At 48.5% G+C, this 20,804-nt stretch carries 30 protein-coding genes; 11 read left to right on the top strand and 19 right to left on the bottom strand.

The window, feature by feature from the left end; genetic code table 11:
* Position 1: 1 nt before the first annotated feature.
* From BRW63_RS06105 to BRW63_RS06050, 12 genes are all read right to left on the bottom strand, one after another.
* Positions 2–307 (bottom strand): hypothetical protein, encoded by a 306-nt coding sequence (locus BRW63_RS06105; protein ID WP_073070029.1) that lies wholly within the window; start codon positions 305–307, stop codon positions 2–4.
* Positions 304–1,533 carry a hypothetical protein gene (locus BRW63_RS06100; protein WP_073070028.1) on the bottom strand — a complete coding sequence of 410 codons (1,230 nt, stop codon included), beginning with the start codon at positions 1,531–1,533 and terminating at the stop codon, positions 304–306. The genes BRW63_RS06105 and BRW63_RS06100 overlap by 4 nt, the downstream gene beginning before the upstream one ends.
* Positions 1,534–1,545: 12 nt before the next feature.
* Positions 1,546–1,755 (bottom strand): hypothetical protein, encoded by a 210-nt coding sequence (locus tag BRW63_RS06095; RefSeq protein WP_073070027.1) that lies wholly within the window; start codon positions 1,753–1,755, stop codon positions 1,546–1,548.
* Positions 1,755–2,066 (bottom strand): hypothetical protein, encoded by a 312-nt coding sequence (locus BRW63_RS06090; protein WP_073070026.1) that lies wholly within the window; start codon positions 2,064–2,066, stop codon positions 1,755–1,757. The genes BRW63_RS06095 and BRW63_RS06090 overlap by 1 nt, the downstream gene beginning before the upstream one ends.
* Positions 2,067–2,070: 4 nt before the next feature.
* Positions 2,071–2,379: a hypothetical protein gene (locus BRW63_RS06085; RefSeq protein ID WP_083582748.1), complete on the bottom strand. Its 309-nt coding sequence runs from the start codon at positions 2,377–2,379 to the stop codon at positions 2,071–2,073.
* A 2-nt stretch (positions 2,380–2,381) separates the two neighbouring features.
* Positions 2,382–2,732 (bottom strand): hypothetical protein, encoded by a 351-nt coding sequence (locus tag BRW63_RS06080; RefSeq protein WP_073070025.1) that lies wholly within the window; start codon positions 2,730–2,732, stop codon positions 2,382–2,384.
* On the bottom strand, positions 2,729–3,229 hold the full coding sequence (locus BRW63_RS06075; protein WP_143162015.1) for a hypothetical protein: 501 nt from the start codon (positions 3,227–3,229) through the stop codon (positions 2,729–2,731). Before BRW63_RS06075 ends, BRW63_RS06080 begins: the two co-directional genes overlap by 4 nt.
* The gene (locus tag BRW63_RS06070) at positions 3,211–3,438 is read right to left on the bottom strand and encodes a hypothetical protein (RefSeq protein WP_073070023.1); all 228 of its coding nucleotides are present in this window, start codon (positions 3,436–3,438) and stop codon (positions 3,211–3,213) included. The genes BRW63_RS06075 and BRW63_RS06070 overlap by 19 nt, the downstream gene beginning before the upstream one ends.
* Positions 3,438–3,980: a hypothetical protein gene (locus BRW63_RS06065; RefSeq protein WP_073070022.1), complete on the bottom strand. Its 543-nt coding sequence runs from the start codon at positions 3,978–3,980 to the stop codon at positions 3,438–3,440. Before BRW63_RS06065 ends, BRW63_RS06070 begins: the two co-directional genes overlap by 1 nt.
* 132 nt (positions 3,981–4,112) lie before the next feature.
* Entirely contained in the window at positions 4,113–4,943 is an 831-nt protein-coding gene (locus BRW63_RS06060; RefSeq protein WP_073070021.1) for a hypothetical protein, read from the bottom strand.
* Positions 4,944–4,946: 3 nt separating this feature from the next.
* Entirely contained in the window at positions 4,947–7,694 is a 2,748-nt protein-coding gene (locus BRW63_RS06055; RefSeq protein ID WP_073070020.1) for a hypothetical protein, read from the bottom strand.
* Positions 7,694–7,999, bottom strand: coding sequence for a hypothetical protein (locus BRW63_RS06050; RefSeq protein ID WP_073070019.1), 306 nt, complete (start codon positions 7,997–7,999; stop codon positions 7,694–7,696). Before BRW63_RS06050 ends, BRW63_RS06055 begins: the two co-directional genes overlap by 1 nt.
* Before the next feature lie 211 nt (positions 8,000–8,210).
* On the opposite strand from BRW63_RS06050, the gene BRW63_RS06045 reads away from it, so the two are divergent.
* Positions 8,211–8,762 (top strand): tyrosine-type recombinase/integrase, encoded by a 552-nt coding sequence (locus BRW63_RS06045; RefSeq protein WP_073070018.1) that lies wholly within the window; start codon positions 8,211–8,213, stop codon positions 8,760–8,762.
* Here BRW63_RS06045 and BRW63_RS06040 read toward each other — a convergent pair.
* Positions 8,759–9,088: a hypothetical protein gene (locus BRW63_RS06040; protein WP_073070017.1), complete on the bottom strand. Its 330-nt coding sequence runs from the start codon at positions 9,086–9,088 to the stop codon at positions 8,759–8,761. The two genes, BRW63_RS06045 and BRW63_RS06040, sit on opposite strands and share 4 nt — an antisense overlap.
* A 65-nt stretch (positions 9,089–9,153) precedes the next feature.
* Positions 9,154–9,609: a hypothetical protein gene (locus tag BRW63_RS27580; protein WP_143162014.1), complete on the bottom strand. Its 456-nt coding sequence runs from the start codon at positions 9,607–9,609 to the stop codon at positions 9,154–9,156.
* Positions 9,610–9,675: 66 nt separating this feature from the next.
* Here BRW63_RS27580 and BRW63_RS06030 point away from each other — a divergent pair, with 66 nt between their 5' ends.
* A complete protein-coding gene (locus BRW63_RS06030; RefSeq protein WP_106253955.1) occupies positions 9,676–10,125 on the top strand; it encodes a hypothetical protein in 450 nt (149 codons plus the stop codon).
* A 110-nt stretch (positions 10,126–10,235) separates the two neighbouring features.
* On the opposite strand, the gene BRW63_RS06025 is transcribed toward BRW63_RS06030, so the two are convergent.
* Complete coding sequence (locus BRW63_RS06025) at positions 10,236–10,613, bottom strand: hypothetical protein (protein ID WP_073070014.1); 378 nt, start codon at positions 10,611–10,613, stop codon at positions 10,236–10,238.
* A 209-nt stretch (positions 10,614–10,822) separates the two neighbouring features.
* Here BRW63_RS06025 and BRW63_RS06020 point away from each other — a divergent pair, with 209 nt between their 5' ends.
* From BRW63_RS06020 to BRW63_RS05990, 8 genes are all read left to right on the top strand, one after another.
* The gene (locus tag BRW63_RS06020) at positions 10,823–11,086 is read left to right on the top strand and encodes a hypothetical protein (RefSeq protein ID WP_073070013.1); all 264 of its coding nucleotides are present in this window, start codon (positions 10,823–10,825) and stop codon (positions 11,084–11,086) included.
* A gap of 128 nt (positions 11,087–11,214) precedes the next feature.
* Positions 11,215–11,388: a hypothetical protein gene (locus BRW63_RS28130; protein ID WP_181314351.1), complete on the top strand. Its 174-nt coding sequence runs from the start codon at positions 11,215–11,217 to the stop codon at positions 11,386–11,388.
* Entirely contained in the window at positions 11,381–11,587 is a 207-nt protein-coding gene (locus BRW63_RS06015) for a hypothetical protein (protein ID WP_073070012.1), read from the top strand. Before BRW63_RS28130 ends, BRW63_RS06015 begins: the two co-directional genes overlap by 8 nt.
* Positions 11,562–11,825 carry a hypothetical protein gene (locus tag BRW63_RS06010; RefSeq protein WP_143162012.1) on the top strand — a complete coding sequence of 88 codons (264 nt, stop codon included), beginning with the start codon at positions 11,562–11,564 and terminating at the stop codon, positions 11,823–11,825. The genes BRW63_RS06015 and BRW63_RS06010 overlap by 26 nt, the downstream gene beginning before the upstream one ends.
* Positions 11,822–12,106 (top strand): hypothetical protein, encoded by a 285-nt coding sequence (locus BRW63_RS06005; protein ID WP_073070010.1) that lies wholly within the window; start codon positions 11,822–11,824, stop codon positions 12,104–12,106. Before BRW63_RS06010 ends, BRW63_RS06005 begins: the two co-directional genes overlap by 4 nt.
* A 240-nt stretch (positions 12,107–12,346) precedes the next feature.
* Positions 12,347–13,531: an IS110 family transposase gene (locus tag BRW63_RS06000; protein ID WP_073070009.1), complete on the top strand. Its 1,185-nt coding sequence runs from the start codon at positions 12,347–12,349 to the stop codon at positions 13,529–13,531.
* A gap of 63 nt (positions 13,532–13,594) precedes the next feature.
* The gene (gene dxr, locus BRW63_RS05995; RefSeq protein ID WP_073070008.1) at positions 13,595–14,788 is read left to right on the top strand and encodes a 1-deoxy-D-xylulose-5-phosphate reductoisomerase; all 1,194 of its coding nucleotides are present in this window, start codon (positions 13,595–13,597) and stop codon (positions 14,786–14,788) included.
* A 280-nt stretch (positions 14,789–15,068) separates the two neighbouring features.
* A complete protein-coding gene (locus tag BRW63_RS05990) occupies positions 15,069–15,290 on the top strand; it encodes a hypothetical protein (RefSeq protein WP_073070007.1) in 222 nt (73 codons plus the stop codon).
* Positions 15,291–15,385: 95 nt separating this feature from the next.
* On the opposite strand, the gene BRW63_RS05985 is transcribed toward BRW63_RS05990, so the two are convergent.
* Positions 15,386–16,405 (bottom strand): GH25 family lysozyme, encoded by a 1,020-nt coding sequence (locus BRW63_RS05985; protein ID WP_073070006.1) that lies wholly within the window; start codon positions 16,403–16,405, stop codon positions 15,386–15,388.
* Between the two features lie 49 nt (positions 16,406–16,454).
* The gene (locus BRW63_RS05980) at positions 16,455–17,393 is read right to left on the bottom strand and encodes an SGNH/GDSL hydrolase family protein (protein ID WP_223257307.1); all 939 of its coding nucleotides are present in this window, start codon (positions 17,391–17,393) and stop codon (positions 16,455–16,457) included.
* Between the two features lie 211 nt (positions 17,394–17,604).
* Here BRW63_RS05980 and BRW63_RS28125 point away from each other — a divergent pair, with 211 nt between their 5' ends.
* Positions 17,605–17,742, top strand: coding sequence for a hypothetical protein (locus BRW63_RS28125; RefSeq protein ID WP_181314350.1), 138 nt, complete (start codon positions 17,605–17,607; stop codon positions 17,740–17,742).
* Positions 17,743–17,907: 165 nt separating this feature from the next.
* On the opposite strand, the gene BRW63_RS05975 is transcribed toward BRW63_RS28125, so the two are convergent.
* Positions 17,908–18,054, bottom strand: a complete 147-nt coding sequence (locus tag BRW63_RS05975; RefSeq protein WP_223257306.1) for a hypothetical protein — start codon at positions 18,052–18,054, stop codon at positions 17,908–17,910.
* Between the two features lie 200 nt (positions 18,055–18,254).
* Complete coding sequence (locus tag BRW63_RS05970) at positions 18,255–20,738, bottom strand: BsuBI/PstI family type II restriction endonuclease (RefSeq protein WP_073070005.1); 2,484 nt, start codon at positions 20,736–20,738, stop codon at positions 18,255–18,257.
* Positions 20,739–20,804 lie beyond the last annotated feature (66 nt).

The following is a 20,804-nucleotide window of genomic DNA, read 5'->3' as shown; positions in this document are numbered from 1 at the left end:
CTCAATCTCTTTTTTTATAGCCCAAAATACCCGAAACACTTTCCCCTCGTTGAGCCAGCATAACGTTAAACACTGCTGTGAGGGTTTTCATGTCGTCGCTCAGTTCGTCGATTTCCTTTGTCAGCTCCTGAATGGATTGCCTCATTTGATCCTGATTATTTCTCAGATGCGTAAAATCTCGCTCTGCTGCATAGCGCTTCTTTTCGCCATCCGCATAGAAGCGCACCATTCCCCATACGGCCGATCCGGCACCAGCCAGAAAAGTAGCAAGTGAGATGAGAGTTTTCGTATCAAATTGGGGATTCATGCTGCGATCACCTCCCCATAGAGTTCCATCTGCCTGATCTCCCACCCCTCGAATGCCGTGCCATTCACCACTGAAGGCAGCGAGGTGATCATATAAGCCGGATAAAAATCAGCCGCATTCAGATCGTAAAATTTGCTCACTGTAGCGTTGGCTCCTGAGTTGCCGTAATAGTTGCCACTAAGCCCACTGTTGGCATCCGTAAAGGTTGCTAGGCTGACCCATTCAGGAGAAATCAGAATCCTGGAATCTTGCTGAGGTAAAAGGGACTGAGCAGAGGCAATTTTTGCCTCTACATCCGACAAAGCAAGGTTTACCCCTAAATTCTTGGCTCCTCGAATATTGAAAGTTTTAGGGGTGTAGACTCCCCCCGTACTCGCAAATTGAATATAGAGAGAACTCAGCTTGATCTGAATGGGTGCTTTGGTTTCCGAGTTGTAGAAGAGAATGAAAAAACTAGCAGAATCAGCCGCCGGATCAGCTCGATTTGCAATAGTAGCAGTGGTACTTTTATCAGCCATCAAAATAGCTGTCCCCACATTAGTCCACGCCAATCGAGCGCAAAATATAGCGCGTCTGGGTCGAAGCGGGTTGGTGCTAAGCACGAATGGATTTAAATAACTGCCCGTGTTTAAGTTGGTGCCTAGATAGTTGAGGATGCCATTTTGAGCAACGGTTGTAGTCGCGGGGCGCGTGAAAATAGCACTGGCTTGAAAGAACTCTAAAGGTCTTGCACTCTCTGGAAACCAACCCACCGCAGCGCTGACATAAGTCAGGGTGAGGCGTTGATTTTGTGTGTAGATCTGTAGGTCGATCGCGCCTGAACTAATCAGTTTGCCATTGCGCCGCACGATCGCCTTTTTAAGCAAAGAAGTCGCACCCATATAAATCAGGCTGATCACTTGCCCCGCCACGGGTGACGAGGGAAGAGTGAGATCGACGTTCCCGCTACTCGCAGATAAATCCACAAAATAGCCAGAGTTAGCAGAAAGGGTGGTTTCTGCGGTGACAGACTGCCAGATCAGCCCTTGATTATTCGAGTTGACGGAGAACTGCTTAAGCCATCGACCCGATCCAGTGTTGGGAGCAACGATATTGACATCATCGCCTGGGTTCGTAGCGCTTGGATCGGATTGAAACCACGATCGCTCAGAATCAACCCAGCGTAGTTTCTTTGTATTGGCACCGACCGATTTCAATGAGGCAATATTATCGACATTGACAGGCATTAGATCTCCGTTTTACGTGGTCTGTAGGGCATCCCATACCGTCGCATCGATCGCGTCCCAGTCACCCGCTACGGTCGGAGGTGCCGCTAATTGAATCACCCCGGCAGCGTCATCGTAATTGATGGTGATGTCCGAGGATTGCAGCGCTTGAGCTACAGAATCCACGATGTATTCTTGCAAGTTTGGAATCGTCGATGTCTGAGCCGGATTACTAACGGGCATTACGTCAACTCCGTGACCAAAGCGTTGCCGTTTGCCGTTGTCCAGATCCCATGAATGTTGCCCGTAAACCAGAAGGGTACTTCATAGTAGCCCCCCGCCTCTAGCAGTACTGTAAACGCCGCCGCCGTCGCGACAGAGCCAAGGGAAATATAGAGCCTTGAAGTACTGCTGTTATAGATAGTCGATCCCTTTCTAGCTGCATTTGTCGCTAGAAGAATATTGCTGGTAATTGCAGATGCAACGGTTGTGGGTGTTCCGATCGCCGCGCTGCTTGATGGAGCCGCGATCGCCGTGGGGTTGAAAAGAGCCATTAAATTAAATCATCTCCCTAATAAATGCTTTGCCTTGCCCTTGCTCCCAGATGCCCCGTACGTCTGTGGAGACGACGAACGGCATCTCGTAATACCCGCCGGATGGAATGCGAACGGCAAAATCAGTCAGCGAAACCGAAGCTCCGAAGTCGATATAGAGAGCGCTCGTGCTGTGATTAAAAATCGTTAGTCCTTTCCTCTCTTTGGCAGGTGCCATGAGTTTGGACGTGATTGAAGTCGCGATCGCCCGTTTCAACACCTCCGTCACCTGCTGCCCGCTAGAAGCCGCCGCCTGGTCTGAGTGAAGTGGCATGATTAGCCCTCATCTGTGGGATCAATCAGATTATTCAGGGAGGCATTCAGATCAATTTCAAGCGAGAGCGCCAAAGTCACGATCGGGTTGCCATCAGCATTGGTGTCTACCGTCCGAGTCACAACCGCGATCGGCGCTAACCCAGTCTGTGCGCGAACCTGATTCAGTTCGATCTGTTGCTGATAGAGTCCGTTCAGCAATTTAGTCATCGCTTCCAGTGCACTCGATTCAGGCGTTAAAGACTCGCCTGAAAGCAAAGTGAAATTTAACCGCACGGGTTCGCCAAACCCTGCCCAAGTAATGGCTTCATCGGGCAAATTCTGACTCAAACCTGCAATATTCATCATCGTCATAATTGATTCACCTTAAATTCGACTCGTGCCAAATCGACACGGACGGTTTGCAATAGGTCTTCTGTACTGTCTGTTTCGGCTCCGATGTATTCCCACACCACCAAAGTCAGGCGCGGAATCCATCGCATCGCTTCAAATCGATAGCGGTGTTCTGTGGCGAAGCGCGTAAAGACGTGCATCTCGATCGTGTTGAGCACAATGCGCCGTTTCGAGGCATCGAGTACGGCCGTGGGGGAGCCGCCTACACCCGGAAAAACTAGCGCATCATCTAAAGCCACCCCTCCTACCTCTTGATAGAAGTAGCCTGCAACGTGCCAAGTGGGAGGAGCCGCGATGTAGCTTGCCCCTACTGCCAAAATCCTGCCGGGAATGGTTACGGGGATTTCAATAATGTCGATCATCGCTGACCGAGTTTTACGGGCTTCAGGATTACCAACGTGCAACTGGGAATAGACAAGCCGCCAGGAGCCAGCATTGCTTAGATTGAGATTAAGCACAGCTCCTCATCCCAGCTATCAGCCACTTCAAGCGGGTCGGCATAGGTCTCAGCGAGGTAATCCAAAAAGGAATCGACATACACTTCACCCCGCATGAACGCGGCTGTAATGTATGTCCGTTCGACCATCGCATCAACCTCTTCTTGCCACTCCGTTTCACTCTGCCCTGGATACCAGAGCGCGGGCGTTGCGAGTAGCAGTTCTTTCATTAGTTACCGCTTTCGACTAGGGGGAGGCGTTCCGGCTCGAACCAGATGCGCCCGTAAGAACCGCCGACTTCATCTTTCTTGGAGTTGGCAACGGTGCCAAACTTGGCGCGAACCGATGCCATTGTCGGAGTCGTTATGTCGCTAATCGGAGCCGAAAACGTGCTCTGGGTATTGCTGCCACGAGTGCCACGAGCGTATCGAGTGTAGGCCCGATTACTCGCTTTTGCTCTCACGACTTGAGGCGAAGCATCGGAAATCATTGCGTAAATCCGATTCGGGTGAAAGCCTTTGGGTGCAGTCGGATCAGAGCCTGCGTCAGCCAGTCCTAATGCCGCTTCACCGCCAAAAAAGATGATGCCAGCTTTAGAGCCTTGAATTGTAAAGTCAGTGCTAGGGGCGGAGGTGCAACCGTACTTGATGGCGCTCTTAGGGCGTCGCTGAGTAGCTGCGCCTTCTTCTCGCTGAGGGGCAACGTAAGCAGCGCGGCGTTTCGCCTCGTCTAGCTGCCGTTGTAATTGTAAAACCGTCTTGCGGGTGCTCATAGAAATAAAAGGATTGTGGATGAGTTAGCTCGATAGTTCTAGTGATGCCCTCGCAGCAAGCGTTTTGCATCATTTTTCGCACCCGGAACCCTAAGGGTTCCAGTCACTTTTTGGCAATTTTGGGAAAAGCGACTAGTTTGCCTTGACTAACGGGTTGTGGCGGAAGCCAGTCCGATCGACGAGCTGCACATCGTTGGGCAGTCCATGTATTTTTAGCTCTGCATAGCGAAACCGAACTGTGGCGATCGGGCGCTCTCTTGCCTCCCGTCTGACCTTTCCGTAAATCCGACTGGAAGCCGGGATAGTGCGGAAGGTCTTTTTCTTCGTCGTGCCCTCTAAATGTTTCTCCCAGTTTGGAGTGTCGCTTTGAACATCTAAAATCTGTTCAATAACTTTTTTCGCCTCTGTTTCATTCCACGCGTAAAGCTGCAAATTGTAGCCTTTAGCTGGCTCTTTATACATCCACAATTCGCGTCCTTTTTTCCAGGCAAAACCGTTACCCGCACAGAACAAAGTTTTAATTTTATTAGCAGTAACTTTAGCCTTTGCTTCTGTCATTGATTCGCTCGTTTCATTCATCACTCTGAATGTGATCTCAGCCTCAACCGGACTGTAACCTTCTTCAACTTGACTTGAATCCTCCAAGAAGAACAATCGCACTTGAGGAAGGAACTTAACAGAATCTTGGAAAGTGGTGACGGGAATACCGTAGATCGGAGCCTGTAAGTCTGCTGCTTTTCTAAGAACAACATAAAAGAACAACAGTTTATTGAGTGTTTCGATCGCAGAGTCATTATCTCTTAGCGTAGAAGCGACTCTCAGACTACCTCTAGGTTGGGTGATATCATCGTCCCAACTTTCATCGCCTAAATCATTAAACTCTTCTCTAACGATGCGGTTTTGTACCTGCATCATTGTGGACTGTAAATGTTCCCAAGAACTGAAATCAACGGGTAGTGGCATAGGTTAGTTCTCAGGCTTCTTCTCGGCTGTAGGAGGGACAATCGGCGGTTGACTATCTGTTTTCTTTTTCGTTTCGTCAGTCTTCAGTTTTGCGGCTTCTGATAATTCCTTACCCTGTTTACTCTCTTCATTTTGTTTGAGCGCATCGTCTAACTCTTTCTTTTGTACTCCTATCTGATCAACAGTGTCCTTGATTGATAGCGCTTCACTTGCTACTTGATCTATTTGACTAACAACCTCTTCTGTCTTCTCTAATGCTGTAAAGAATCTGTTTTGATAGTTAGGCGTGTCATTCATCCAGCCGAATGCTTTTTCACCGATTGCACCGAACTTTCTAAGCGCGTTTCCGATTTTCGCAACCATTGAACCAACAACTTCCAAGGCACCTAAGATTGATTGTCCGATTGATTGCATTGACCATAAAAGACTAGCCGCCGCCGCGTAGATTCTGCTGTACTTTTTCCATTCCGCTTTGATTCCGTCTACTGTTGTTACTCCTAGCACAGTTTTAGCGTAAGCATCTGCTGCCTTTCCGAGTACGGAGCCAATATCTAGAGGATTGTTTTCAGCGTCTTTAATGCCAACAACTGCAAGTACATTGCTGATCATGCTGAACAATGTTTGTGTCAATCCAGAACTCAAGAAGTAAGCATTGTGCAGAGTGTTGGCATAAGTCATTAAATTAAGTGCTCGATCGAGATGCAGCCATGAACTCAGCCGGGTTAACTTTCCAGATAGACCGCCCGTCAACTGATCACCCATTTTGTTGTTAATAGTGGTCAGCAATCCTAACTCAGCCGCATTCAGCCCAACGTTTAAGCCGTTGCCATTCAGCTTGTCTAAGATTGATTGCTGTCCGGTTTCTAGCCCAGCCATACAGCCGTCCTGACATTTGGGCTTAGTGCCCACAGGTGGAGGCGGCGGATTCTTGCTCTTGGTGATATCGTCAGCCGTTTGCGGGTCGATCGTGCCAGTGGGCCCGGTCGGTCGTGGAAAGATGGGGGGGAGTAGAGGGAAAGGAAGGGTTCTCTCGTCATCCTTTTTCTTCTGTTCTGTTGGGTCTGGGTCAGTGGTAGGGATCGGTTTGGTTTTAGGGTTAATCGGCTTCAGGCGAACGGGGTCACCGCCGATTTCAACATCGGGTGACAACGGGCTACCTGAGACGGTCGGTGTGATCGTCGCTTTAGTTGCCGGGAAAATGCCCCGATCGTTCAGCCGTTGGTTAGGGTTCTGAGGCGTTGGATCGTTCGTGGGTGGAATCGGCTGAAAGGTGGGAGGAGTCGGAATAGGGTCTTGAGGAATGGGCAGTCTGGGTGTGTCTGTAGGGTTGAATGAAGGGAAGATCGGCGCTACAGGGTTCGCTTCTTGCTCTTTTTTTTCTTCCTTGAGGGGGTCGAATGGCGGTGGATCTAGTTGTGGCAAAGATGGCCAAGACGGCAGCGTGGGCGGTGTTGGTGGTTTACCGGGATGCCGGAAGTCGTTTGGGTCAAGAATCGTTGGTGGATAAGGTTGCGCTATGTCATCTAGATATTTAGGGAGCGGGGGAAAAAACGGCTGATTGGTTTCTGGAACAATATTTTCGGGTGATTCTGGGTTGGGGTCCTTTACGGTTGGGTCGAGTCCGAGGTTTTCAAGCGTCCAGGGTTCACAGTTAAAACTTCCTTGCGCTACCTTGAAGGTCGCGAAAGAATCGGCATACGTCCAAAAAGAGAACTGGATTATATAATCGTCAGTCCCCTCTCGGAGATAGGTGAAGTTGCCACTTCTAGCTGACATTTTCGGGTTTTGTGACGTGCCCTGATTGTATTTAGGGAGTGCTGTGATGCTGTAAGACAGCATTCCGTAAGTTACGTACCGCCTGTTGTTGGGAGACCAAACCCTGATTTTTGTTGCATTGGGAAACCACGCTTTAGATTCAGCGCTGGGCTTGTCGCTGGGGTTTGGGTAATTAGTTCTCTCCCCATTTTTTGAGGTGTCCTTGAAGGGGTTAAGCCAGTCAGGAATGCCGCTATCTTTAATGCTTTGGTTTAATGGCCCGAGGATTCCTGATTGGCCAGCAAATTGCTTGGCAAGGTCAAGCGCTTTGTTAACCAGGGTTGGATTGGTGGCTTGACCTCCCGGCGTATACTCGCCCCCATTCTGAAGTTTATTGCCCGTGTCGTAAAGTCTAGAGGCCGCATCCGCTATTGCACGCGGCACCCCAGCTTTTTCTAGCAGTTGTTGCACATCTTGCCGCAGCCGCTCGTCATATTGATTAATTTGATCGGATGCTTGCCCCCCGACCAATCCCGGTATATAAGAAACGGGATTAGCGAGGCCCTTTAAACTCCTGGCCACACGATCGGAGAGGGGTCCGGTAATCGGGTTCGCGGTGATGGGGTTACGGTTCCCCACCTGCGCGCCTGGACTCTCCCCAGTCAGTCGGTTGAGTCCCCGCTCTAAGAAGTTTGGCGTTCGCGGTGCGGTTGGATTGGCACCGCCACCGCCCGGTGAGATTTTCTGCCCCGGCACTAGAGAGCGATCGACGTTGGGATTATTCTGAAGCGGTCGCGGGGTGTTGAAGCCCTGATCAATCCGCCGCTCGGCACGCATCCAACTATCGTTAATTTCCTTGGGTGCGACTTTAGGCGGTGGCGGTGGATATTTGGGGCGAAAATAGCCATCACTTTGCTGTGCGGCTGGCTTGAAATCGTAGATTTTCTGAAACTTCGCCCGCGCCGCTAGTTGATCAAAATCGCTAGGGCTTGCCATTAGTTCTCTTTAAACGCTTGGGGAATGGACACACCAGAAAATTCTTTTGTGAACATCCATAGTTTTTTTGTGCGATTGCTGATGAAGTCGGGATCGATCGCAAACGAGGAGCGAACCAGCAATCGATTAGAATTGTCCGCAGCCGAAAAAATGCCTGTTTGCATCACGAATTGGGCGAGGTTTTCAGCTTCTAGGACGGCGAGAGAGGGATTAATGCGATCGAGAGTCAGTCCACTCCAGGCGTGGAGCTGTTCAAGGGTGACGATCGAGCTAGGAATGTCAGTAGCGATAGTGATGGCAGTCATAAAAAATTACCTAAGTTCACTCCTTCAGTAATTCCCTGATTAACAAAAGTGGTAACACGAACGACTTCACTAAAAATATCCCACTTCTAGACAAAAGTGAGACACGAGTGAAAGTCTAGGAATCTTACGGAGATAAGGACGCGGAGAAAGTGGGAATGCTGCAAGCAAGGGTAGTTCCTAGATTCGCCGCTTCCTAGAACAAAAGTGAGATATGAAAATTAATCGGTGTGGTCAAGCGGAAGCACTCACAAAAGAGATGTTTCAGAAAGTGTTGGGTGAAATCAAAAATGATTCACATCGGTTGATTTTTGCCCTGTGTTGGTACACGACCGAACGACCCTCGGCAATTTTGCAATTGCAGGTGAGTGACGTGTATGGATCTGCACGGGTGCCCCTAGAGAAAATGGTGATCGCGGCACGGACTCGCAAGGATAAGAAAACGCGTGAGGTGCCGATCGCAACGGCGCTCAGACAAGAACTGAAAGCCTATTCCGCTCCATCGGAGGGCTATTTGTTTCCCGGTCGAGCAGGGCATCTCACCTTTTCTGCCTACGACAAGGGATTGCGCCGGGTGTTTGAGAAATTAGGGCTGCGAGGATTTTCGACTTATTCCACCCGGCGAGGGAGTTTGACGACGCTTTCACGATCGGGGGCAGGAATCCGACAAATTCAAGCCCTCTCAGGTCATGCCAGTTTAGGCAACCTGCAACGGTATATCGAGGTGAGTGACTCGGAAGTGGCGGCGATCGCGGCCATGCTCTAGCGCTTGTCTCTTAGTTGCCAGCTCCCAATCAGGTTGATAATGTCGCTGGGACAAACCCCGCGATCGAGGTATTCCTGCACTAACTTAGCTCGTTTTTGAGCGATTTTGTTGGTCGTGTTGCCGCCGGGAATGGACAGGGATTGAATGACTTCGTGACCACTATTGACCACATAGCGATAATAGCGGTGCCCACGCGATGGAACCTCATAGATCTTGTGGGTGAAGCCGGAAGCTAAATCGTTAACGGAACGCGGGGGACGCTCCGTAAGCAACGGCGTAGTAGGGGTTTCGGCGCTTTCGATGAGTGAGAGTTGTTGGTAGTTCATGGTCTTTCACAGCGATTTTTTATATCTTTTTAGGATGTGAAAGTTTTCTGAGGGTGTCAAGTGTACTAGTTCAGGGTCGGTTTGCGTCTCCACTTGCCGATCGCCCCCACAATCTGACCGGGTGAATGCCCCAACTCAATCCAGTGATCGACCATTTCCCGTCGGGCTGTCGAAATCGGGCTATCGGTGCAGCCGCCGGGAATGTGAATGTTTTGCTTGATCGCGCTGCCGATGCCCCAGGCAAATTTGTAGTAGAGGGCACCGCGCGATCGGTAGGGGCGCGTTTTCATCCACACCTTACCCTCTGGGAAGACTGACGGAATTGATGGGATCATCTCGTCACGAGTTTCTAAGGGTACTGACGGAATGGATTTACAAGCTTGTAGTTTACGGACTTGTTGCGAGGCGGAATTCTTGAATTGCTGATGGAGTGAGGGCACTGAAGGAAATGTTTGATGGCAATCGGGGCACCAGGTGCCGTCGAGACCTGCGATCGCGCGGGGGTGAGTGCAGTGATTCATAGCCAATTTGCTCTGAGCGGTTGAGCGTTGGGAACGCTGAAGCAAGAGACGTTAATTGAACTGACCATGAACAACTTTAGACAACGACTAGAAGGGCTGATGGGCAAAATGGTGATCGCCATTATCGTCATGACCTGCATCAATTTTGTTTTGGTAGGAATTCGCTATCAACAGTCGAGAACTAAGCTAGACAAAGCCGTTGCAAGCTTTGAACAATCAGGATTACTGCCAGAAGTGGCTTTAGCGAGTCTGGATGGTAAAGACTCTAAGCAGCCAGAAGTGGTTAGACCCTATGCTGAATTGCTGAACCAGCTTGAGGCAAAGTGCATAGAGCCGCGAACTGAACTAATGGGAATTTCGAGGGCACTGACTAAGCACGAGAGAAAACAGCAGCAGGAAGTCACCTACCTGGAAGGCTTACAGGAACTTATGTCCGACGTTGAGTCAGGGTTCGAGAAATTCCCAGCAACTTGTATGGAGGCATACTCATATCACGTTCAGGCAAGCCAGCAGTAACGCGATCGCCCAAGCTAAATATAGAAAACCCCGCACATAATTTAAGCTGTGCGGGGTTTGTTGTTTTTAAAGAGACGTAAGTTTAGCTTTCCCACTCAAGCTATAGCGTTTTACGCCTCCACTTCACGATCGCCCTCAGAACCTTCTTCAGAGTCTTCCGTTTCGGGCTGCATTTGTTCGGCAAGTTGCTGTAAATCAGCAAGTTCGTCAAGCCGTCTGGCTTCCTCTCGCTGATACCACTCAATACACTCTCTCGCTTCCCGGATGCGTTCTTGCTTCTCTTGAATCATCCGGGTAACAATTCCCCCAATAATTCCTCCAACTGTCCCCGCCCCAGCCGCTCGAAAAATTCGCCCACTGACAGGTTCAGATTCTTCGCTAGACGTTGTAACCCCTCCTTCGCTGTCGGACTTATCCGTACCTTCAGTTCTGCGCTTTTCAGTTCCCCGTGTTGATTGTGCTTGGCTTTTGGCATTGGTCTTAGACATTGTATTCCTCCTATTGTACCCGCAATGAAAGAAGTGTGTTTGATCCACACCCTTAATTATATTGTTCCCCTGATAGTAGCACTCTTCCTATATTAGGGGTACAATCTTATTGTCTTGGAGTGGATCACAAGCGATCGTAATCGCCATTACACCAGACTCGTCTGTACAGGATTGTGCCACTCAAGCCTGTCAACCCTTCCTGAAAACCTATGAGCTTTGATGCTTGGCATTCACTCTTTATTCCCGAACATCTTATGAACCCAGAAAACACCGAACAACAGATTACCGACCTCTTCCGCCAGCTCCTCCCCGAACGGCAAAAAGTCTTGATTAAGGAGTTACCAATGCCGCCTTTGACCCCAGAAGAGATGGAAGAACAGATTCTTGAACTCTTCAAACACCTTCCCCTTGGTCGTGCCCTCAGTCTCCTTGACCTTCTAGACGAAAGGCTAGACGCGGCAAAAGCGGGCTAAAAGTTTGGACGGTTGAACTCACTAATGCTGCGGAGGCACCGTCCTTTCCTCAAAGTTTGGGCGATCGATCCACTCACTGTCCTTGAGCCGTCGATCGTCCTTTCCTCTTTCACTTAAGGAGATTAAACATGGAAACTCAACCCCGATGGGGGATTCTCTGTATCACCCCAGAATGCCGTCACCTGCTCAAACATCGCTTTATTCTCACGATCGACGCTCAAAAATGCCTCAAAGATTTGAGAAAGCACACGGTAAACGCCCAATTTGAAATGATTTGGATCGGAGGAATGCGCCATGAGTAGTGATGCTTTATGGCGTGTCTGGTGGTCAGGTTCTAGAGGCGTGATTAAATCGGTTGCGGGTGATTTTGCCCGCCACCGAGAGGCGATGGCTTGCATTTCTCAGCTATCAGCCAGATATCCCAATGCCGCTTTTAATATCGAATACATCGGGCGCAACATCGCCCATCAACACGATGGCAGAGCCACTAACCAACACTGATATGAGCTACCGACTGACGGAATGGCAAGCCCACGTTTTGACTGAAGTTGGAGGCATTTTGGCAGGGATTCTAGAGTTCGATCGCCCGATCGAGGTCGCGATCCGGTTAAAAGCGATCGCTGCTGACTTGGAGCAAGCTTACGGAGATGACCCGCCGCTCATTCCCCCTAGCAACCGCCTTGAAGTGCCGATCGGCTGGATTGATGGAGAACCGATTTATCGAGAGGAGTCAGCATGATCGACTTTAGAACCCTACCGATCAATGTCAAGCGCGAACTCGTTTACCACACGAGGATGACGACGCTTGCCGTGATTGCCCTCAGTCAGCAAACAGATTCCTCCCCTGAGTTTTGGATGGGGCAAGTTGCAACCCTGGCTTACCAGAACACTCAGGAGATGAGCGACTCGCAAGTGGAGGAGGTCATCGAGGCGATCGAGCACCAGAGATGCCGTGGATACGGTGGAACGCGAATCGAAGTCAATCCCGATCGACCAGCAACGCCTGATGAGTCTGCCTGACACACAGACGAAACGGGTTGTGACTGCATGACCCGTCGCGGTAGGTGTCCAAAGCCGATCGCGCAATCTGGGGACTTAAAACCTTAAGGGTCTACGGACTTCAGAGATTAAGGGTCTCTGGAAAAAGGGGACTTATTATCTTACAGGTCTTCCAGATTGCCCCTCCCAAACCGATTTAACAGAAGTATGGACTCGCGGTAATGCCTTACTTGCGGGTCTTCAGAGATTAAGGATCAACTAATGGGAACCAATATCACCGTCGCCGGGATTGACATCAGTCGATCCTCAATTTCAGTGTGCATTCTATCGGAAATTCCGCCCGATTTAAAACGGTTCAAGCAGGGATTTAAAAAGTTAGAGTTTGCCGCCGATCGTGAAGGCATTACTCAGTTACTTGCCCTACCGTTTGATGGGGCACTGATGGAGCCAACAGGCGCGCACTACTCCAAAATCTGGGCCCATCATCTGATTCAAGCGGGTCGAGAAGTGCGCTGGGTGGGGCATCGGGAAATTGCCAATTATCGAGAATCGTGGAAAGTCTTTAACAAGTCAGATCGCCTCGACGCGATCGCGCTTGCCTGCTACGGATTAGAGCGGTGGAATCGTCCACAGTTCTTTATTCGAGGCGTTTCGAGCCGCTTGCGAGATCTAGTTCACCAATTGGAAAGCCTGACGCGGATTCGTAATCCGATCGTGGCTCGATTGCGTCTCCAGCTTGCCCACGAGTGCCCCGAAATTGCTCAAAAACAGATCAATCGCAACTGGCTGACTCAGAATCCACCAGGAGTCTTAAGAGCCATGATCGGCAATCCATCCGCAAAATGGGAAAAAATCTTATCGACCTCGATCGGAACGGGAATTAGCAGCTTTAGCCAAGGACTTGCTCACCAGCTAATTCTGGTTGAAGAGCGAGAGTTTCTGATTGAGCAAGAAATCGCGCAAGAGATGGAGAGAGACGAGTTTCAGCCTTATTTGCAAGTCTTCGACCGTTACGCAATCGGCGATCGCACGAGCGCCGCACTTTTAGGGGTAATTTATCCCATCAGCCAATTTTTAGGAGCGGATGGAAAACCCATTATTGAGCGCATTGAAGGTAGTAAACGATATCGCTCCCTAGCCAGCTTCAAACTGGCTCTAGGAGTCGGCATGGTGCAATACCAATCAGGCGGAACTCAAGGAGAAAAAGCAGGCGGAAGAAGCGATATCCGTCGAGCATTGTGGCGATGGTGCACGATGGCCATCATCATTGATCCAAATCTAGAGCTACCTACCATTCAAAAACTCAGGCACTACTACGAAAATGGAACAGATGCGATCGTCAAAGGTGAACTTAAACATCTTGACCCTGGAAAGGGTGATCAGCGATCGATGCGAGTCATTCGTAGAATGATCACGATGTTGTTTCATGACCTCATTACTCTGTAGCTTTTATTGAGTAGATTTCACTACAGAGTAAGATAATCCTAAAGTGTCACCGGATCAGCGATCGTGAAAGCAATCTCCCTCCTTGGTTCAACTGGCTCAATTGGGACTCAAACCCTCGATATTGTTGCCCAATATCCCGATCAGTTTCGGATCGTCGGCATGGCAGCAGGACGCAACGTAGAACTGTTCGCCCAACAAATCCGTCAGTTTCATCCTGAAATTGTTGCCATTTGTGATGAAGACAAACTACCCGAATTGAGAGCGGCGATCGCTGATCTCGATCCGCAGCCCATTCTCTTAGCCGGAAGTGCCGGAGTCGTTGAGGTTGCCCAATATGGCGATGCCGAAGCCGTCGTGACTGGCATTGTGGGATGTGCGGGATTGCTGCCGACGATCGCCGCGATCAAAGCAGGCAAAGACATCGCTTTAGCAAATAAAGAAACGCTGATTGCGGGTGGCCCGGTCGTTTTGCCGTTGGTAGAAAAGCATGGCGTGAAACTCCTGCCCGCAGATTCAGAACACTCTGCGATTTTCCAGTGTTTGCAGGGAGTCCCAAAAGGCGGACTGAGAAAGATTTTATTAACGGCTTCGGGCGGCGCGTTTAGAGATTGGGCAGTCGAAAAACTAGCTGATGTCACGGTTGCCGACGCGCTCAAACATCCCAATTGGTCGATGGGTCGCAAGATCACTGTAGACTCTGCAACCCTGATGAACAAAGGCTTAGAAGTGATCGAGGCCCACTATTTGTTTGGCCTAGATTACGACGATATTGAGATTGTCATTCATCCCCAGAGCATCATTCACTCGTTGATCGAACTGCAAGACACATCAGTGCTGGCTCAACTGGGTTGGGCAGATATGCGGCTGCCACTGCTCTACGCGCTGTCTTACCCCGATCGTCTCCCCACCAACTGGGAGCGGTTAAACCTCGTTAAAGCAGGCAATCTCACCTTTAGAGAACCCGATCACGAAAAGTATCCTTGCATGGGACTTGCCTACGCCGCAGGTCGCGCTGGAGGCTGTTTACCTGCCGTTCTGAATGCCGCAAACGAACAAGCTGTGGCCCTATTTTTAGATGAGAAGATTCGCTTTTTAGACATTCCTCGATTGATTGAGCAGACTTGCGATCACTACCAGTCTCAAAATCAAGCAACTCCATGCCTAGACGATATTTTGGCGGCTGACGAATGGGCAAGACAGGATTTATTAACCGCTAGTCAAGAAAGCGGCGATCGAAAGTACTTTATGGTGAAATAGCGCCAAATCTTCCTTTAAAGAATCTGTCTTCTCTCAATCGAAGTTTACAAATAGGTGAATTCTCTAATATTTTGCCAAGAAAACCATAAAACCTTGACAAAGTAACGCTTTCTTTTCCCAAAACTAAATGAATCAGTGCCATACTGATTGGCTGATTGGTGATCTAAAAATCACTCTTTGGGTAGGTGTCAGATCCCTGAACCACTACCGCAATCTTCTGCCAGGTTAGCCGTGATTCTGGCAGAAGCTCGCAATCAGCCGTTTAGTTATTGTTATTGACATGAACGATCGCTTCCACACAGAAGACAGTCGAGCTCCTCGCTTTCCTCTCTGGGCCTATCTCAATCAACCACTTTTTCACCCTGCTCAACCCTTTTTTGCTCGTCCACGTCGATTCTGGCGATATCACAACATTCAGCAGCTAGAGCATTGCTGGTTGCGATCGGAGTTGCATCTGCTAGAGCATTGCTGGCGACAAGACTTAAACGCGGAAGAGCAATAAATTATAATATTAGATTTTGGATTTTGGATGGTTCTAGCTGGGTTTTCTGAAAAACTATCAGACAGCAACAAAACCTCCAAAACCCAAAATCTAAACTACATCTGCCGCCAGCGCTTGGCAAACCCCTCGATCACCTCTTGAGGAATTTGTCCTTGTAACCAGTTGAGTGCTTGATCTTGGTGAGGCAGCGATCGATAGTTTTTAGCAACACTGACTAAACTGATACCTGCTGGCACTGGCGTGGGTGCGGGGGCAGGAGTCGGCTTTGGAGTGGGTATAGGGGTTGGAGTGGGTTGAGAAGTCGATTGCAGGGCTGTCCAAGTGGCTGCTCCAACAATGCCATCGGGGGCGAGGCGTTTTGCTTGCTGGTAGCTCACAACCGCAGATTTTGTCTTAGCGCCAAATGCTCCATCGGGCGTACCTGGGTCGAAACCATTGGCTTTAAGGAATTGCTGTAACTCCAGCACCACTTGCCCTCTAGAGCCAACTCGCAGCGGAACCTTACCCTTCAACAGCTTTTGCAAATCATCAAGGGTGCCATTAAATTGGTTGAGATCGACATTGCCCTGAATGCCCTGTAGCTTCCCGGATTCTGAGTATTGATGGAATGCCCAGTTTCGCCAAGCACTCGGAAGAGAGGGAGTGCGCGTCCCAAAGTTAGCAATCCAGAGTGGGTAGTTAGAAAACTGGGTTGGGTTACCCAGCTTATCTTCCCAAAATGAAGGATAGGTGTAGACGATCGGCTTTCTTCCAGTAGCGGTTTCGATCGCTGAGATCCATTTAAGAGCGTTATTGATTACCGTTGGGGCATCTAAGCCGTCCATCACTTCTAAATCTAAAACGGGCGGCAAATCGGACGCTTCTAAACTGTTTTTGACCAACTGCAAGAAGTTATTGGCTTGCACGATCGGGTCTTTAGCAGGCCGAAAAAAGTGATAGGCACCCCGGACAACGCCAAAAGTTTTCATGTTCGTCCAGTTGCGAGTGAAGGACGGGTCGGTGCTGCTTGCGCCCTCAGTTGCCTTTGCAAACGCGTAGAGAATGCCTTGATTTGCAACCGTTGCCCAATCAACATCGCCTTGATAAGTAGAGACATCAATCCCTTCTAAAGCCATAGTCCGTTCCTCCAAAATGCTGGTTATCTGACTGATTCAGTGGTGAGCTTTAAGATTCGTGAAGCGTTTTGCTGATCCAATCACTCACTAGTTTATTTCCTGCCAGGTTGAGATGAATGTGATCATGGTAAACATCTTTCGGCTTTTTGACTCCCGCACTAAAAACCGTTAAGAAATCGATGTATTGAATCGATTCTGTTTGAGTCAGGTCTAACAAACGCTGACGGGCAACAAGTTCGTAGTCTCTTGGAGCATGTTCAAGTTCTCTTAACAGCGGGGTCATGACGAGCAAGAATCGAGCGTTGTTTTGATCAGAGAGTTGATGAATTTGACGAATCGCCTCTAAGTTGATGCCGACTCGATCGCCACTTTCTGCCTGTACTGCCTGCAACGCTTCTGACATTGGCGGAGCCGGGAGAAGGTAGCGGCTAACCACTTCTGCAAGGGCGAATGGCGGTTTACGATCGGGATAGTTACGATCGTGCCCCACAGGAAGCGAAGTTGGAGCCGTCGCAAATAAATCATCGGTATTGATCACCAGCACAAGTACCTGCGCCTGAAAAAGTCCAAATCGCTGAAGATACGCCAACTCGTTACGAGGACTCCAGGAGTTAGCAGAGGCGTTGAGAACTTCGACAGAACCCGATTTGAATGCTTTTAATTGCGCGGTCAGCACTTCGGAGAGGGTGTTTTTTTGATCAGTCCACCAGCCACCGTTGACGATCGAGTCTCCAATCATTAAAACCCGCAGCGTTGAGTCGGGACGAGTTGCAGAGATAACGCCGCTTCGCATTGAGTGTTGGTTAATTTGAATGCGATTGCCGAAACGACGGACATTTTGATTAGGCGTTAACAGGTAGCCGATTTGACGATCGCTCTCATATAGTAAGGGATTGCCAAACCCAAACGCTAACTGTAGAAAAACCTCTAAAAAAATCAATACGACGATGAGAATCCCCCCGATCAGCAGCACAAGTTTCATCAGCATCGATGTCTATAAAATTGCCTTTCTATCTTGGCGTGTGAGGTGAGATTGAGCGATCGTATTCTTAAAGTCTCAGGAAAGGACGACATTACGGACACTTATCAAAAACAAAAGCTAAAATAATGCTTTAGAAATCGTAACAAACTGCTTTTTCTTGACTACCGTAGAGGCGGATCTACAACTTTCTACACCACACTCAAAAGGATTTCCCACCATGTCAGACTTAAATCGCGGCATCATGAAATTCGAGGGTGCAGATAGCGCTGCTGCTCTCACCGCATCTGCGATCGTCATTCTAGGAAGCATTGCAGTATTGATTTTGTGGGCACTTAAGTCAGCTTATGTTTTCTAGCGTTTGACGATCGATCGACTGCAAAAGAGGAAGGATTCGCTGACAAACTCTCCCTCTTTTGCAATCTGATCCAAAGGATGTTAGCTGGCTGCATTCAGTTCGATTAACCTAGCTCAACACTAACTGCATCGAAACGAGCATCTCCGGGATGACAAGACAAGACCTCTAACCAATTGGCTCACCGCTTACTCCATCCTTGAGCAAAATGACTCCATCACCCAATTCTGTGGCAATCTGATTTTTTCTTGGATTCTGCCAGAACACGCTTAACAGTTCAGTCTCAGGTTCGTAAAACACCTTTATTTGAGCCATTCGGTTTGACCCTCCTTCATCGCATCGGTCTGATATGCCGTAATAAGAAAACCATCTCCATTTAAGCGCCTTGCTACGGCAACCACCCACCTTATGGTGAAGCTCAACGGCAGTCTGTGACTTCTCCATCATTGCTAAAAAGTTTCGCCTGTCCATTGCAGCGCATTTAATGGTTAGGTGTACTGTCACAACCGATATTTTCAAGAACGATTCTCCGGCTCTTCGTAGGGTCCGAGAAATCTCTCTCCATTGAAATGAATCATGTGATCCGGTTGGTCGGCTACCCAAACTTCTGTTTCCCAAGAAATCTCAGCAAGATATCGAGTCATTTGCTTGCGGCTTGGGAAAGCAGTCACAAAGACCAACCCCTTACTACTTGACTGAAAAAGTCGCTTCAATTCATTATGGCGCTTTAAATTAACTGGACCGTGGCTAGTTACGGCTTCTACCAACACCAGCCAGTCCTGCCCTTTATAATGCACTACAAGATCCGGCATCTTACCGTGGGGGTCTAGTTGAACCCCAATTTCTCGAAACTTCTGAGTTTCGTTAACGATAAATTTATCTCCAGCATCGCCCACATATAGTACCGTGCCTCCTGGCGTAAATCGGGGGCAAAATTTCTCTAAGATGTCTTTTATCAATATGTTCTGTCCACCCGATGAAAGCTGGATTGCCTGACCATTAGGCAAATTAACAGGAATCATCGATATATTTCGCTCTCTATCCTGCAACAGGTTTTTGACTGAAACAACGTAATTCTCACGAGCCTCTTCCCATTGTTCAGAGCCATACGATTGAAGAAGGGAGAGTGCTTGTTGATGAAGTTGATAACACCACTTGGGGCTATTAATGGGTCGATCGGGGCGATCAGGGTTCTCAATCACTAACCCTATCTGCACGAACTGGTGCATTGTTTGTCGTCGTACTGTTTCGCGTGTATTGGGTGCGTATTGTTTACCGTAGTAATCACGAAACCAATCCATCATTTCGGTAATTCCGCGCCTTGGGGCTGTCGCCTGACTCCAAGGAGTTTCAGGTAGAACGTTTGCCAATGCCAGTAAGCAAAGTGCTGAACGTTCATTCTGCTGCTCCCTCGGAGCAGAAACATCCTTGAGAATCACAAGGGACTCTTCAATGCGTTTACTAGCCTGAATTGCATTGGTTACTTCGCTCATAATTGACAGAGCTTTATGGACAAGCTCATCAAGTCGTTCTTGATTGGATATAGAGTCATCGACTTGGCTTCCCAAAGAAATTAAATCATCTTTACGAGGGTATTTGATTCTACGCAAATCTGTTGCGTTGATTTGTGTGTGACCGCTGAACTGACGGAAGTAGTTGTCGAATAGCGTTGAATTCAGAAATGCAGCTAAACCCCGTGCAAGATCAGGATTCATACCTTCACCTTTGGCATGATAGTAGTTGAGATGATTCTCTATGCCTAGTAATGGTTCCTTCATAGGAGAACACACAGCAGCCACAACGCGACGTTTCTCTTCTTTAGCAGAAAAACGCCTTGTTAAAACATACCAACCTCTCTGAATCAGCCATTTCTGTGTTTCCTGGTTTGGTTCAATTGCGATCGCCTTCCGAGGATTCTTGGGTGGAAACGAAATTTCCCCTGCCTTCATTGATTCTGGGTAAATCAACGGGATGCTCTTCTCATCCAAACAACTCCTCAAAGCTGACTTGAGGCGAAAGTCTACAACTGGGCCGGTTGACACTTCTAAACTGAGCTCATCTAAGGTGCAGGGCAACTTATCCATCTGCACTCTCAACGCATCTTCAAGAGAGTTTGTAATAATATGGATAAATTGCTCAGAGTCGCTGGTTTCAATAACTTCGCTATAAGGAACAAGTCTCTTTTCTGAAAATTCACCTAAGGCATTTCCAGAATTATTAGTGACTTCTATAAAATCAGGTTTAAGCTTTGTTTTAGTAGCCTGAAAAATAATGTTTTCTTGTAGCACGTTATCTTCTGCAAAAGCTGCTGAACGACTCTCGAATACATGAATTTTCCCAAGCCCCATCTCTGCCAGAAGAGCTTTACGAAAAGGACGAAAATACGTGCCGTTACAAAAGCTTCTTGGCGTAATAGCTACGATCTCTCCACCCTCAGCAACCTGTAACATCGCAAGCCAGACAAATGCACTGTAAAGATTGACAGTTTCGACTCCAAGACTTAAAAGAATCTTCTTTTCAATTGATTGACTGCTGATCTTCTTGTAAGGAGGATTTAGAATCGCATGAGTAAAACTAATAGGAGATCGAGTAAAGAGGGGTAGATTTACTTCGGCAGCAGCTTCTATAAAGCTCTCTTCGCATAAACAATAGTTTGCTTTAATTCCTTTGTTTTCTAAAGCTATACAGCACTCCGCAAGGCTTTGCTTTAAAGATGGTAGGAAAATTGGCTCAACTTCATATGCTGTTATAAAGCAGCTTTCAACCTTATCAGAACTGATTAATAGTCGCTCTACAAAAGCGGTGGTTAATGATCCAACCCCCGCTCCAGGATCTAGTAATCTGACATGACCTGCCAGATTGCTAAATTGTCCTGCCATAAAACGAGCGATTGGAGCAGGAGTCAAAAACTGACCCAACTCACTGCGCTGCTTCAGGCTTAACTTTGAGGCAAAATGAATCCTAGTAATATCTGTGGAGTCTGTAAGGAAGGTGGTCATACTGTCGATTTGGTGCCAGCTATGAGGACATACCACAGAACCGTCGCATAGTACTTCTGTACTTGT

The sequence above is a fragment of the Phormidesmis priestleyi ULC007 genome (assembly GCF_001895925.1).
GTDB lineage: Bacteria > Cyanobacteriota > Cyanobacteriia > Leptolyngbyales > Leptolyngbyaceae > Phormidesmis_A > Phormidesmis_A priestleyi_A.
The sequence above is the reverse complement of the archived record's forward strand: the minus strand, read 5'-3'. Positions and strand labels throughout refer to the sequence as shown.